This is a genomic window from Paraburkholderia caffeinitolerans (genome assembly GCF_902859945.1).
In the GTDB taxonomy this organism is placed as follows: Bacteria; Pseudomonadota; Gammaproteobacteria; order Burkholderiales; family Burkholderiaceae; genus Paraburkholderia; species Paraburkholderia caffeinitolerans.
This window is the reverse complement of record NZ_CADIKL010000029.1, coordinates 1-12,340: the sequence shown is the minus strand read 5'-3', so window position 1 is coordinate 12,340 and position 12,340 is coordinate 1. Positions and strand designations below refer to the sequence as shown.

Genomic DNA, 12,340 nt, shown 5'->3' with positions numbered 1-12,340 from the left:
CTTCCTTACGCACGTCGTCGCGGCGGCTTGCTAAGGTAGCGGAACTGAAACGTCAATCCGCCAGAACCCGAGGTTTTCCATGGATGTGCATATGATGATCGGCATCGCCGTGATGATGGGCCTGATCGGCATCGCCGCGTCACGCGACTTGCTGCGCATGCGCCGCGCGCAGCTTCAACCCATTACGCTGCGCGCGCAGCGCATGCGCGACCCGCGCTGAGCCGCGCTCAGATCTCCACCACTTTGTCCCATGCGAAGGCCGGATTCTCCGGCTGGCCGGTGCGCCGGTCGCGATAGCCGCGCGGGTTGCACACCACGCGCGTGTCGTTGACCGTGTAGTCGAAGCAGGTGTGCGTATGGCCGTGTATCCAGAGCGCGGCCGGTGCGCCCACCAGCGCGCCCAGATCGTTCACGAATCCCGCCGAGACCAGATCGTCCGCGTAGCGCGCCGCGAGGCTTAGCCGATGCGGCGCGTGATGCGTGACGACGATCGTCCTGCCCGCAAACGGCTTCGCCAGCTCCGCTTCGAGCCAGGCCCGCGCGTGCGCGTGCAGCGCGAGCGAGTCCGCGGGCGTGAAATCGCGCGCGGCGGCCTCGGGGCTCGCGGGCCACGACACCTGAATCAGCCCGCGAAAGTCGAGCATCACGCGCTTCGCCGCCTCGATTGCCGCTTCGAGCGCGGCTTCGTCGGCGCCGAACAACGCGAAATCCGCCCATAGCGTCGTGCCGAGCACCCGAAAGCGGCCCGCCGGATCGACGTACGTCCCGTTGTTCAGGAAGTGCACATTGTCGAGCGTCGCGGCGGCGTCGCACATGGCCGCTTCGAGCGCGCCGAATTCCCCGTCGTAGTACTCGTGATTGCCCGGCACGTAGATTACGGGCACCTGCGGGTCGAACGTCTCGGCGGCCCAGCGCAAGCCCAGCCCATGATTGTGGATGTCGCCCGCGAGCACGACGAGATCGGCCTGTGCGTGCGGGATCGTGTCCGGCTCGTCGTTTTCCAGATGCAGGTCGGATAGCACACGAACTTTCACTTCGCCTCCCTCGGTGTTCAGCACGGCAGTCACGCTCAGCGGATGACCTTGCCCGGATTCATCAGATTCAGCGGGTCGAGCGCGGTTTTCACGGCGCGCATCAGTGCGAGTTCGACATCGCTCTTGTAGTGCGCGTTCTCATCGGCCTTCAATTGGCCGAGGCCGTGCTCCGCGCTGATTGTGCCGCGATGGCGCGCGACGCTGTCGTAGACGATGCGGTTCAGCGTCGGCTCGTTTTCCGCAAGGAAACGCTTCGGGTCGCCGCCTTCGGGCGCCTGCACGTTGTAGTGCAGATTGCCGTCGCCGAGATGGCCGAACGTGACCATGCGCGCGCCGGGTACCGTGCGCGCGATTTCGGCGTCGGTTTCCTCGATGAAATGGCCGATGCGCGAAATCGGCACGCCGATGTCGTGCTTCACGTTCAGCCCTTCCTGCGCTTGCGCGAGCGGAATGTGCTCGCGGATATTCCAGAACGCCTGCGATTGCGCGAGGCTTTCCGCAACCACGGCGTCTTCCACGAGGCCTTCTTCGAGCGCCGCTTCCATCAGACGCTCGAAGAGTTCGCGGCCGTGTGCCTCGCTTTCGTTGTCGGAGAGTTCGAGCAGCACGACCTGCGCGTGGCGCTGCTGGAACGGGTAGCGCAACTGCGGAAAATGCCGGCCGACCAGTTGCATGCAGAAGTCCGACATCAGCTCGAAGCCGGTGAGGAGCGGCCCGGCAAAGCGCTGCGCGAGCGCGAGAAAGTCGAGCGCGGCATGTGCGGAGGCGAGTCCCGCGAGCGCCGTAACGCGCGCGGCCGGTTGCGGATGCAGCTTCATGACGGCGGCCGTGATGATGCCGAGCGTGCCTTCCGCACCGATAAAAAGATCGCGCAGATCGTAGCCCGTGTTGTCCTTGCGCAGGCCGCGCAGGCCGTCCCAGAGTTCGCCTTGCGGCGTCACCACTTCGAGGCCGAGGCACAACTCGCGCGTGTTGCCGTAGCGCAGCACGGCGGTGCCGCCCGCGTTGGTCGAGAGATTGCCGCCGATCGTGCAGCTGCCCTCGGCGGCGAGCGAGAGCGGAAAGAGGCGTCCGGCCTCGGCGGCGCGCGCCTGGACCTCGGCGAGGATCACGCCCGCTTCGACGGTGATCGTGTTGTTGTGGGTGTCGATCTCGCGCACGCGGTTCAGGCGGCGCAGGCTGAGCACGGCCTGGCGGCCGCTCGTGTCGGGCGTTGCGCCGCCCGCGAGGCCGGTATTGCCACCCTGCGGCACGAGCGCGATGCGATGTTCGTGTGCGAGCTTGACGACGGCGGCGACTTCGTCGGCGCTTGCGGGACACAGCACAGCGCACGCGGCGCCTTCGTAGCGCTTGCGCCAATCGGCGAGGTAGGGCGCGGTGTCGTGGGCGTCGGTCAGTACGTGCTGCGCGCCGATGGCGCTGGCGCAGGCATCAAGGAAGGCTTGCGGGGCGAGTGCGTTGCTTGGGGTCATGGCGGGCGGGTTGTCTCCGGGGCCGGGAGGTGGCGATGGGGCGCTGGGCGCGCCCCGCGCTCGACGGCCGGCATACGGTTCTGGCTAAAAGGTTAGTGTGACACGCCAGGGGACCGGATGGTCAAGGTGCGGGCAGGGGGCCGCTGGGTGTGCGCACTGACGCACGCTGTGTGTATTTACGCGCGTTCCCGCTTGGCGCGCCGTGCGGCGCGCTTGAAGGGCGCGACATACGTGAGCGCGCAGCCGAAGAACCCGAGGGCGAGCGCAACCTCGATCCAGCCGAGCAGGTTGCCGGGCGCAGGGTCGGTCAAGCCGCGCACGATGCCCTCGGCGAAGTAGAGCAGCACCAGCATCGACGCCCATTGCAGCGTGTAAAGACGACGCCGCAACACGCCAGGCAGCGCGGCGGCAAGCGGCAGCGCCTTGAGCACCAGTGCGCTGCCGCCGGGGCGCAGTGGCGCGAGTTTCCACTCCCACGCGAGGCACAGCAGCGTGAGCGCAGCGAGTGTGATGAACGCGCCGAGCGCGGCTGGTGCGCCGGTTGCGCGTGAGCCGCTATTCATGGCCGCTCGCCTTGCAACAGCGCGAGCGCCGCTCGCGCGAGCCGCACGCCGAGCGCCACGGCGAGCGCTTTTTCGTCGGCGGTGAGACCGTGGCCGCGGCCGTCGGCGCGCGCATGATGCGATGCGCCGTAGGGTGTGCCACCACTTTGCGTCGAAGTGAGCGCGCTTTCGGTGTACGGAATGCCGACGAGCAGCATGCCGTGGTGAAGCAGCGGCAGCATCATCGAGAGCAGTGTGCTTTCCTGTCCGCCGTGCAGGCTGCCGGTCGACGTGAAGACGCAGGCGGGCTTGCCCGCGAGCGCGCCCGAGAGCCATTGCGGCGTGGTGCCGTCGAGGAAATACTTGAGCGGGGCGGCCATGTTGCCAAAGCGCGTGGGCGAGCCGAGCGCGAGGCCCGCGCATTCCTCGAGATCGCGCAATTCCACATAGGGCGGGCCGTCGTCGGGAATGTCGGGCGCGGTGGACTCGCAGACCGTGGACACGGGCGGCACGGTGCGCACGCGTGCTTCGGCGCCCGGCACGCTGTCGATGCCCTGAGCGATGGCGCGCGCCAGTTCATGGGTCGCGCCATGGCGGCTGTAATAGAGCACAAGAATCGGTTTCATCGGGCCTCGTCGGTGGACGGGATATTATAGGGGCTGGGTTAGCCGCGAGTTTTCAGCCAGTTTTTCGCTGTTTTTTCGCCGGGTTTTCGCAAAATGCGGTGCGCTGTCTGGAAAAGGCAAGGCCAATGGACGTGTTGTCGAGATTACGAATCGATCTGGATATCGTGAAGCGGCTCGCGCGCTTCGCCGCGCGGCGAAGCCGCGAAGACCGCATTCCGCAGGTGGCGGGCAGCCTTACGTTCACGACCCTGCTCTCGATCGTGCCGCTTGCCACGGTGGCGTTCGCGCTCTTCACCGCGTTTCCGATCTTCGCGACGTTCCAGAATTCGCTGCAGGACTTTCTCGCCGACCACCTGATGCCGGCGCAGATCAACAGCCAGATCTTCATGTACCTCAATCAGTTCGCGTCGAAGGCCAAGGGCCTCACGACGATGGGCATGATCGTGCTGTTCGTCACTTCGGTCATGACGATGATGACGGTCGAGTCGGCGTTCAACCTGATCTGGCGCGTGCGCAAGGCGCGGCCGTTCGCGCAGCGCGTGCTGGTGTACTGGGCGATCCTCACGCTCGCGCCGATCCTGATCGGCGTGAGTCTGTCGCTTTCGTCGTACCTGTTCACGCGTTCGGTCGCGCTCGCCACCGAGCAGCACGTCTCGATGGTGTTCGACTGGCTGCTCATCGGCGCGTCGCTGCCGCTTACGGCGCTCGCGTTCACGATGCTCTACGTCTATCTGCCGAATTGCCGTGTGGAGTGGCGCGACGCGGTGGTGGGCGGCGTCGCGGCGGCCATCGCGTTCGAGCTGGCCAAGCGCGGCTTCGGCCTTTACGTGCGGCGCATCCCCACCTACACGGCGGTGTATGGCGCGTTCGCGGCGGCGCCGATGTTCCTGCTATGGATGTATCTGAGCTGGTTCATCACGCTCGTGGGCGCGATGATCACGTCGGCGCTGCCTGAGATCCGCACCGGACGTTTCAACCGGCCGCGCTTTCCCGGCAGCGATCTGCTGGATGCGCTCGAATTGCTCGCGGGACTGGCGGAGGCGCGCGACGTGGGCCAGCCGGGCAGCACCACCGAGCAGCTCGCGCAACTGCTGCGGCGCGACCTTGCCACCGTCACGCGGCTCGTGACGGATCTGGAGGAGGACGAATTGATCGGCCGGCTGGAAAAGGACGGCGAGAAGCCGCATTACGTGTTGATCGCGAACCCCGCGCGAATCTCGGTGGAGCGCATTTACGCGCGCTTCGTGGTCGATCGCAAGGAACTCGCGTATCAGCTCAAATCGAGTGATATCGATGCCACGACGCTGATCAGCGCGCTGGACAACGACAAGCTTTCGATCTCGCTCGCTTCGCTGTTGGCTGCGCGGCGCGAGCTGGTCCGCATTGCCGAGGCTGGCGCGGACCAGGCTGGGTTGCCGCACCCGGCGGCTTGAAGTTGAGGGCGCTTCGGGAAAGAACCGCGGGCAAGCACGCGCGCCGCTAGATCGAAATTTTTCCGCGGCAAATATCCGAGAACATGACCCAGTCGCCCATCAGGCTGTAGATGGGATGCCGGAACGTGGCCGGGCGGTTCTTCTCGAACATGAAGTGGCCGATCCAGGCGAACCCGTAGCCGCACACCACGGCGGCGGGCAGCCAGAGCCAGTTGCCCGTGGCGATCGCCATGGAGAGGCAGCCGATCACCCCCAGCGAGCCGATGAAATGCAGCCGCCGCGACATGAGGTTGCTGTGTTCGCTCAGATAGAACGGATAGAACTGCGCGAAATTCGCGAAGTGCCCGGTATCGGTGGGATGGCTCATCATCGTCTCCTCCTTTGCGCGTTGCGTGCCGCTGCGCCAAGGGTCGCTCATCCGGTCATTCTGCGGCGATCCGCACGGTCGTGCAACCAGGACCGGCCGCAGTCCGCGCGGTCCGCGCAGTCCGACTAGCCGTTCCCCACCCGTGGCCCATGCTGCATCGCAAAGGCGAAGAGCGCGTCGAGCGTCGCGTCGGGCTGCTCGGTCATCAATGCGTGTCCGGCGTCCAGCGTCACCGTATCGACGGGTGCACCCGCCTGCGCGAGTGCGCTGGCGAGCGCGCTTGCCGCGCGCGGCGGGGTCATCATGTCGCGCTTGCCGACGATCAGGCGCACTGGGCAGCGTACCTTGGCCGCGCTCGTGAGCCCATCCGCGTAGGCGTTGCAGGCCGCAAAGTCGGCGTGAAAGAGCTGCGGCGCGCCGCGCGCCGAGACGCGCTCCATCAGCCGCTGGTTCATGCCGCGCAGCCAGAAGCCGGGGCCGGGGCTCGAAGGCTTGGCCGCGAGCGTCGAATGCGACCACGCGTTCACGAGCGCGATGGCTTCCGGTTCGCGCTCGCGCGCGGCTTCAAGCAGCGCGGGGGACACGGCCATCGGCACGGCGGTAGCGAGCAGCGCAATGGCCGAGGCGCGCTCCGGATGACGCGCGGCAAATTCGAGCGCGACCAGCGAGCCCATGCTGTGTCCGGCGACGAACGCCTTCTCGACCTTGAGCGCTGCGAGCAGGGCGCCGAGCCAGTCGGCGAGCGCGCCGATGCTGGTGAGCGCCGGCCCCGTGCTGCGCATATGGCCCGGAAGATCGACGGCCAGCACGCTGAAGCCGTGGTGGGCGAAATAGCGCGATTGCAGCGCCCACACGCTGTGTTCGTGCTGGGCCCCGTGGACGAACACCGCCACGGGCCGGGCCGGGTCGAATGCGCGCCCGCCCGTGTAGGCGTAAGCGGCTTGCCCTGCGACGTCGATAATCACGACGCCTCCTTGCCCGCTGCGGCCGGGGCGGCTTTCTGCGACGCTTTTTGTGACACTTTGAGCGCGCGCTTGAGGTCGTCGATCAGGTCGTCGGGGTCTTCGAGGCCGATCGAGAGGCGGATGGTGCCCGCGCCGATGCCGGCGGCCGCGAGCGCGGTCTCGTCCATGCGGAAGTGCGTGGTGGAGGCGGGGTGGATGACGAGAGAGCGCGCGTCGCCCACGTTCGCGAGATGCGAGAAGAGCGACAGCGACTCGATGAAGCGCTTGCCGGCCTCGCGGCCTCCCGCCAGATCGAAGCTGAATACGGCGCCCGCGCCGCGCGGCAGCAGGCGTTGGGCTAGCGCGTGGTCGGGATGCCCGGGCAACTCGGGATAGGCCACCGACTGCACGGCTTCGTGCGCATCGAGAAATTCGACGATGCGCCGCGTGTTCGCCACATGCCGTTCCATGCGCAGCGGCAGTGTCTCGATGCCCTGCAGCAGTTGCCACGCGGCCTGCGGATGCAGGCACGCGCCGAAGTCGCGCAGGCCTTCGCGGCGCGCGCGCAGCAGGAACGGCGCGACGCTGCTCTCTTCACTGAACACCATGCCGTGAAAGCCCGCATAAGGCTCGGTGAGTTCGGGGAAGCGGCCCGAGGCGTCGAAGTCGAAGGTGCCGCCGTCCACCAGCACGCCGCCGATGGTCGTGCCGTGGCCGCCCAGGAATTTCGTGGCCGAGTGGTAGACGAAATCGGCGCCGTGCTCGAACGGGCGCAGCAGATACGGCGTGGTGAAGGTCGAATCGACGAGCAACGGCACGCGATGCTCGTGCGCGATCTGCGCGACGCCGGCGATGTCGAGCACGTCGAGCCCCGGGTTGCCGAGCGTTTCGCCGAACAGCAGGCGCGTTTCGGGCCGCAGGGCCGCGCGCCAGGCGTCCAGGTCGCCGGGCTTCACGAAGGTCGTGGCGATGCCGAAGCGGCGCAGCGTGTAGTCGAGCAGGTTGTGCGAGCCGCCGTAGAGCGCGGTGGACGCCACGATATGCGAGCCCGCGCCCATCAGCGTGGCGATCGCCAGATGCAGCGCCGCCTGGCCGCTCGCGGTGCCGATCGCGCCCGCGCCGCCCTCGAGCGCGGCCACGCGCTCTTCGAACACGGCGACCGTGGGGTTCGAGATGCGCGAGTACACGTGGCCCGCGCGCTCCATGTTGAAGAGCGCCGCCGCGTGGTCGGTGTCGCGGAACGTGAACGACGTGGTCTGATAAATCGGCGTCGCGCGGGCGCCGGTGACTGGGTCGGGCGCGGCGCCGGCATGCAGCGCGAGCGTGTCGAAGCGTGGGTCGGACATCGTGGCAGCACGGCCGGCGCGAACCGGCGTCGGGTGAAAGGTGCTGGCATCGTAACACCGGCCTGCGCTCGCGGGGGCGGGCGGCGAGGGCGTGCCGGCTTGCCGGGCGCAGGGATTGCGCCTTTCCCGTAGCTTTCCTTTTGTGGGCCTTTCCGATAGCATCGAAACGAAGTAACTATTCTTTTCGGCACTGCCCCCAATATTTTTTGCAAGGAATGAGGCCCGGCGCGGTATGGCCAGGCCTCTTCGGCATAGGAGACACATCATGCGCGTGAGCGACATTCTCAAGGTCAAGGGCAATACGCTCTACACCGTTACGCCGGACACGTCGCTGCACGAAGCGGTGAATACCATGGCCGAGCACGATATCGGCTCGCTCGTCGTCATGGAGTATGGCGACCTGGTTGGGATGCTCACGTTCCGCGAGATCATCATGACGGTGAGCGCGAATGGCGGCGGCGTCGGCACCACCACGATCCGCAAGGTCATGGACGACCATCCCATCACGTGCACGCCCGAAACCGACGTCGACGAAGTGCGCCGCATGATGCTCGAGCATCACGTGCGCTATCTGCCCGTCATGGACAGCCGCTCGCTGATGGGCGTGATCTCGTTCTACGACGTTGCGAAGGCGGTGGTGGAGGCGCAGGGCTTCGAAAACAAGCTGCTCAAGGCTTATATTCGCGACTGGCCCGAGGAAGAACAGCATTCGGGACGTTGATCGCGGCGCCGCGCATTGACTCATACGCGCGCGCGATCCCCCCACGAATCCGCTTGAAAAGCGCGCGTCCAGCGCGCTTTTTCGCGTCTGGGCCTCCTATTCCTACAGCATGAATCCTATTCGATGAGCGAAAGTCCGATGCCCGTCGCGCAGCGCGCAGCAAGCGAACCGAGCGGCCATGGCTCGCAGTTCGCACTGCTGCGCCAGCGCCGTTTTGCCCCGTTCTTCTGGACGCAGTTTCTCGGCGCGATGAACGACAACGTCTTCAAGATCGGCTTCACGTCGCTCGTGACTTATCAGGCGGCGCGTTTTTCGGGCGTCGATCCGAAAACGGTGGCGTTCCTGATCTCGGCGATCTTCATCGCGCCGTTCGTGCTCTTTTCGGCCACCTCGGGACAGATCGCCGACAAATTCGACAAGGCCGTGCTCACGCGCTGGGTCAAGACCTTCGAGATCGTGGTGATGCTGATCGGCGCGACGGGTTTCTGGATGCACAGCGCGCCGCTGCTTTACCTGTGCACGTTCCTGATGGGCGTGCACTCCACCGTGTTCGGGCCCATCAAATATGCGTATCTGCCGCAAAAGCTCGCGGATGACGAACTCGTCGGCGGTAATGGGCTCGTGGAGATGGGCACCTTCGTGGCGATCCTGATCGGAACGATCATGGGCGGGCTCATGGCGGGCATTGGCGCGTCCGATGCGGCGTCCGATGTGGCAACGAACGCTGCATCCGCCACGGTCCCGGCCGGGACGCCGGCGGGCGCCTGGTGGCTCGGTGGCCTGTGCATCGGCATTGCGTTGATCGGCCGCGTGGCCAGCGCGTTCGTGCCGCCCTGCGCGCCGTCGCAGCCGGATCTGCGCATCAACTGGAACCCGTTTTCCGAGACCTGGCGGAACTTGCGTCTTGCGCACGGCAACCGCACCGTGTTTCTGAGCCTGCTTGGGATTTCGTGGCTGTGGTTCGTCGGCGCGACCTTTCTCGCGTCGTTCTTCAACTTCGCGAAGGACGTGCTGTCCGCCGATCCCGATGTCGTAACCCTGCTGCTCGCCATGTTCTCGCTGGGCATCGGCACGGGGTCGATGCTGTGCGAGCGGCTATCGCGCGGGCGCATCGAGATCGGCCTCGTGCCGCTTGGCTCGATCGGCATGAGCGTGTTCGGCATCGATCTCTTTTTCGCGAGCCATGCGCTGCCCGCCGCGCCCCATCTGCTTTCGGTGGGCGAGTTCGTGCGCACGCTCGCGCACTGGCGCGTGCTGGCCGACCTGTTCCTGCTCGCGATGTTCGGCGGCTTCTATAGCGTGCCGCTCTACGCGCTGATTCAGAGCCGCAGCGCGCCCAGCCATCGCGCGCGCATCATTGCCGCGAACAATATTCTCAACTCGCTTTTCATGATCGTCTCGGCGCTCATGGCGATGGCGCTCACTGCCGCGGGCGTGGGCATTGCGGGCATTTTTCTCACGACCGCGCTGCTCAATATCGTCGTGGCCGCGTACATCTACACGCTCGTGCCCGAGTTTCTGCTGCGCTTCGTGGCATGGGTGCTCGTGCATACGGTCTATCGCGTGCGGCTCGTGCACGCCGAGCGCATTCCCGCCGAGGGCGCCGCGGTGTTGGTCTGCAATCACGTCAGCTATGTCGATGCGGTGGTCATCATGGCCGAGAGCCCGAGGCCGATCCGCTTCGTGATGGATCACCAGATCTTCCGCTCGCCGGTGCTCGGCTGGCTGTTCCGGCATGCGAAGGCGATCCCGATCGCGCCGGCGCACGAGGACGCGGCGCTGCTGGCGTCGGCCTACGACCACTGCGCCGCCGCGCTCGCCGATGGCGAGCTCGTGTGCATCTTTCCCGAAGGCAAGCTCACGAAGACCGGCGAGATGAATCCGTTCCGCCACGGCGTGACGGAGATCCTCAAGCGGCACCCCGCGCCGGTCGTGCCGATGGCGCTGCGCGGGCTGTGGGGCAGCGCGTTCTCGCGGCATGGGACGTCGGGCCAAGAGCGGCCAGTGCGGCGCGGGTTGACGAGCCGGCTCACGCTCGCGGTAGGCGAGCCGGTGGTGCCCGGCGACGTGACGGTCGACGAACTCCAGCGCCAGGTGACCGAGTTGCGGGGCGCGCGGCGCTAAGTGCTGCGGGTAGCACGGCGGGCGGGGGCCGGCGGCGGAAAAGCAGCGCGGGCGGGTCGTCGCGCGGGCTGGCATAATGCTAGATTCCCCGATTTACTTTGGACCACCGCCATGTCCGGCAACACGCTCGGTACGCTTTTCACCGTCACCACCTTCGGCGAATCCCACGGCCCGGCCATCGGCTGCGTCATCGACGGCTGCCCGCCCGGCATGGCGCTCACGGAAGCCGACATCCAGATCGATCTGGACCGCCGCCGCCCGGGCACTTCGCGTCACGTCACGCAGCGTCAGGAAGCAGACCAGGTCGAGATCCTCTCGGGCGTGTTCGAGGGCGTGACGACCGGCACGCCCATCGCGCTCCTGATCCGCAACACCGACCAGCGCAGCAAGGACTACGGCAACATCGTCGAGACCTTCCGCCCGGGCCACGCCGACTACACCTATTGGCAGAAGTACGGCATCCGCGACTATCGCGGCGGCGGCCGTTCGTCGGCGCGCCTGACGGCGCCCACTGTGGCGGCCGGCGCCGTCGCGAAAAAATGGCTGCGCGAGCGCTTCGGCGTGGAAGTGCGCGGTTTCATGAGCGCGCTCGGCGAGATCGACGTGCCGTTTGTCGACTGGAAGCACGTGCCGGAGAACCCGTTCTTCGCGCCGAACGCCGACATCGTGCCGCAACTCGAAGCCTACATGGACGCCCTGCGCAAGGACGGCGACTCGATCGGCGCGCGCATTGACGTGGTGGCGAGCGGCGTGCCGGTGGGCTGGGGCGAGCCGCTCTTCGACCGCCTCGATGCCGACATTGCGCACGCCATGATGGGTATCAATGCGGTGAAGGGCGTCGAGATCGGCGCGGGCTTCGCGAGCGTGGCCCAGCGCGGCTCGGAACACGGCGACGAACTCACGCCCGGCGGCTTTCACGGCAATCATGCGGGCGGCGTGCTTGGCGGCATTTCGACGGGGCAGGACATCACCGTGTCGATCGCCATCAAGCCGACTTCGAGCATCCGCACGCCGCGCCGTTCGATCGACAAGACCGGGGATCCGGCCACGGTCGAGACCTTCGGCCGTCACGACCCGTGCGTGGGCATTCGCGCGACGCCGATCGCCGAGGCGATGCTCGCGCTCGTGCTGATCGACCATGCGCTGCGCCATCGCGCGCAGAACGGCGACGTCGTCGTGACGACGCCAAAGATCCCGGCCAGCGACGCCTGATTGCCGCGCGCGTGAGGGCGCGGCTGGAGGCATTGGCGGCGAGTTGATCGCGCCTCGCCGGCATGAAACGACAAAGGCGCTCCGAGGAGCGCCTTTGTTGATTTCCGGGCTTACATGTTCGGATAGTTCGGCCCGCCGCCACCCTCGGGCGTGACCCACACGATGTTCTGCGTCGGATCCTTGATATCGCAGGTCTTGCAGTGCACGCAGTTCTGCGCGTTGATCTGCAGGCGGTCGCTGCCGTCGTCGTTCTTCACGAACTCATAGACCGCGGCCGGGCAGAAGCGCCCTTCAGGGCCCGCATAGGTGCGCAGATTCACGTTCACCGGCACGCTCGCATCCTTCAACGTCAAATGCGCGGGCTGGTTCTCTTCGTGGTTCGTATTGGAAATAAACACCGAAGACAGGCGATCGAACGTAAGCTTGCCATCGGGCTTCGGATACTCGATCGGCTTGCACAGCGACGCCGGCTTGAGCATCTCGTGATCGCGGTGCTGGTGATGGAGCGTCCACGGCACA

13 protein-coding genes are annotated in these 12,340 nt (G+C 66.5%); 5 read left to right on the top strand and 8 right to left on the bottom strand.

The window, feature by feature from the left end:
• Positions 1 to 79 precede the first annotated feature (79 nt).
• Positions 80 to 220 carry a hypothetical protein gene (locus HV773_RS24445; RefSeq protein ID WP_174220043.1) on the top strand — a complete coding sequence of 47 codons (141 nt, stop codon included), beginning with the start codon at positions 80 to 82 and terminating at the stop codon, positions 218 to 220.
• Positions 221 to 227: 7 nt separating this feature from the next.
• On the opposite strand, the gene HV773_RS24440 is transcribed toward HV773_RS24445, so the two are convergent.
• From HV773_RS24440 to wrbA, 4 genes are all read right to left on the bottom strand, one after another.
• Entirely contained in the window at positions 228 to 1,034 is an 807-nt protein-coding gene (locus tag HV773_RS24440; protein ID WP_129561694.1) for a metallophosphoesterase, read from the bottom strand.
• A gap of 35 nt (positions 1,035 to 1,069) precedes the next feature.
• Positions 1,070 to 2,506 (bottom strand): FAD-binding oxidoreductase, encoded by a 1,437-nt coding sequence (locus tag HV773_RS24435; RefSeq protein ID WP_129561695.1) that lies wholly within the window; start codon positions 2,504 to 2,506, stop codon positions 1,070 to 1,072.
• A 176-nt stretch (positions 2,507 to 2,682) separates the two neighbouring features.
• Positions 2,683 to 3,069 carry a DUF2069 domain-containing protein gene (locus tag HV773_RS24430; protein ID WP_129561696.1) on the bottom strand — a complete coding sequence of 129 codons (387 nt, stop codon included), beginning with the start codon at positions 3,067 to 3,069 and terminating at the stop codon, positions 2,683 to 2,685.
• Positions 3,066 to 3,674 (bottom strand): NAD(P)H:quinone oxidoreductase, encoded by a 609-nt coding sequence (gene wrbA / locus HV773_RS24425; RefSeq protein WP_129561697.1) that lies wholly within the window; start codon positions 3,672 to 3,674, stop codon positions 3,066 to 3,068. Before wrbA ends, HV773_RS24430 begins: the two co-directional genes overlap by 4 nt.
• A 125-nt stretch (positions 3,675 to 3,799) precedes the next feature.
• Here wrbA and HV773_RS24420 point away from each other — a divergent pair, with 125 nt between their 5' ends.
• Entirely contained in the window at positions 3,800 to 5,107 is a 1,308-nt protein-coding gene (locus HV773_RS24420; protein WP_174220044.1) for a YihY family inner membrane protein, read from the top strand.
• A gap of 46 nt (positions 5,108 to 5,153) precedes the next feature.
• Here the strand turns inward: HV773_RS24420 and HV773_RS24415 are convergent, their stop codons facing one another.
• From HV773_RS24415 to HV773_RS24405, 3 genes are all read right to left on the bottom strand, one after another.
• Positions 5,154 to 5,474, bottom strand: coding sequence for an Mpo1-like protein (locus HV773_RS24415; protein WP_129563306.1), 321 nt, complete (start codon positions 5,472 to 5,474; stop codon positions 5,154 to 5,156).
• Positions 5,475 to 5,599: 125 nt separating this feature from the next.
• A complete protein-coding gene (locus HV773_RS24410; RefSeq protein WP_129561699.1) occupies positions 5,600 to 6,439 on the bottom strand; it encodes an alpha/beta fold hydrolase in 840 nt (279 codons plus the stop codon).
• Positions 6,436 to 7,764 carry an O-acetylhomoserine aminocarboxypropyltransferase gene (locus HV773_RS24405; RefSeq protein WP_129561700.1) on the bottom strand — a complete coding sequence of 443 codons (1,329 nt, stop codon included), beginning with the start codon at positions 7,762 to 7,764 and terminating at the stop codon, positions 6,436 to 6,438. Before HV773_RS24405 ends, HV773_RS24410 begins: the two co-directional genes overlap by 4 nt.
• 265 nt (positions 7,765 to 8,029) lie before the next feature.
• Between HV773_RS24405 and HV773_RS24400 the strand changes: the two genes are divergently transcribed.
• The 3 genes from HV773_RS24400 to aroC all read left to right on the top strand — a co-directional run bounded on the left by HV773_RS24400 (position 8,030) and on the right by aroC (position 11,821).
• Entirely contained in the window at positions 8,030 to 8,485 is a 456-nt protein-coding gene (locus HV773_RS24400) for a CBS domain-containing protein (RefSeq protein ID WP_129561701.1), read from the top strand.
• Positions 8,486 to 8,608: 123 nt separating this feature from the next.
• On the top strand, positions 8,609 to 10,609 hold the full coding sequence (locus tag HV773_RS24395) for a 1-acyl-sn-glycerol-3-phosphate acyltransferase (RefSeq protein ID WP_129561702.1): 2,001 nt from the start codon (positions 8,609 to 8,611) through the stop codon (positions 10,607 to 10,609).
• A gap of 111 nt (positions 10,610 to 10,720) precedes the next feature.
• A complete protein-coding gene (gene aroC, locus HV773_RS24390; protein ID WP_129561703.1) occupies positions 10,721 to 11,821 on the top strand; it encodes a chorismate synthase in 1,101 nt (366 codons plus the stop codon).
• Positions 11,822 to 11,931: 110 nt separating this feature from the next.
• Here the strand turns inward: aroC and HV773_RS24385 are convergent.
• Positions 11,932 to 12,340: 4Fe-4S dicluster domain-containing protein (locus HV773_RS24385; RefSeq protein WP_175197018.1), on the bottom strand; the 409-nt coding region annotated here is incomplete at its 5' end.

Bases quoted from the DNA above. Each gene is read 5' to 3' on its own strand.
- HV773_RS24445 (WP_174220043.1), top strand. From the start codon at position 80: ATGGATGTGCATATGATGATCGGCATCGCCGTGATGATGGGCCTGATC.
- HV773_RS24435 (WP_129561695.1), bottom strand. From the start codon at position 2,506: ATGACCCCAAGCAACGCACTCGCCCCGCAAGCCTTCCTTGATGCCTGC.
- HV773_RS24430 (WP_129561696.1), bottom strand. From the start codon at position 3,069: ATGAATAGCGGCTCACGCGCAACCGGCGCACCAGCCGCGCTCGGCGCG.
- wrbA (WP_129561697.1), bottom strand. From the start codon at position 3,674: ATGAAACCGATTCTTGTGCTCTATTACAGCCGCCATGGCGCGACCCAT.
- HV773_RS24420 (WP_174220044.1), top strand. From the start codon at position 3,800: ATGGACGTGTTGTCGAGATTACGAATCGATCTGGATATCGTGAAGCGG.
- HV773_RS24415 (WP_129563306.1), bottom strand. From the start codon at position 5,474: ATGAGCCATCCCACCGATACCGGGCACTTCGCGAATTTCGCGCAGTTC.
- HV773_RS24405 (WP_129561700.1), bottom strand. From the start codon at position 7,764: ATGTCCGACCCACGCTTCGACACGCTCGCGCTGCATGCCGGCGCCGCG.
- HV773_RS24400 (WP_129561701.1), top strand. From the start codon at position 8,030: ATGCGCGTGAGCGACATTCTCAAGGTCAAGGGCAATACGCTCTACACC.
- HV773_RS24395 (WP_129561702.1), top strand. From the start codon at position 8,609: ATGAGCGAAAGTCCGATGCCCGTCGCGCAGCGCGCAGCAAGCGAACCG.
- aroC (WP_129561703.1), top strand. From the start codon at position 10,721: ATGTCCGGCAACACGCTCGGTACGCTTTTCACCGTCACCACCTTCGGC.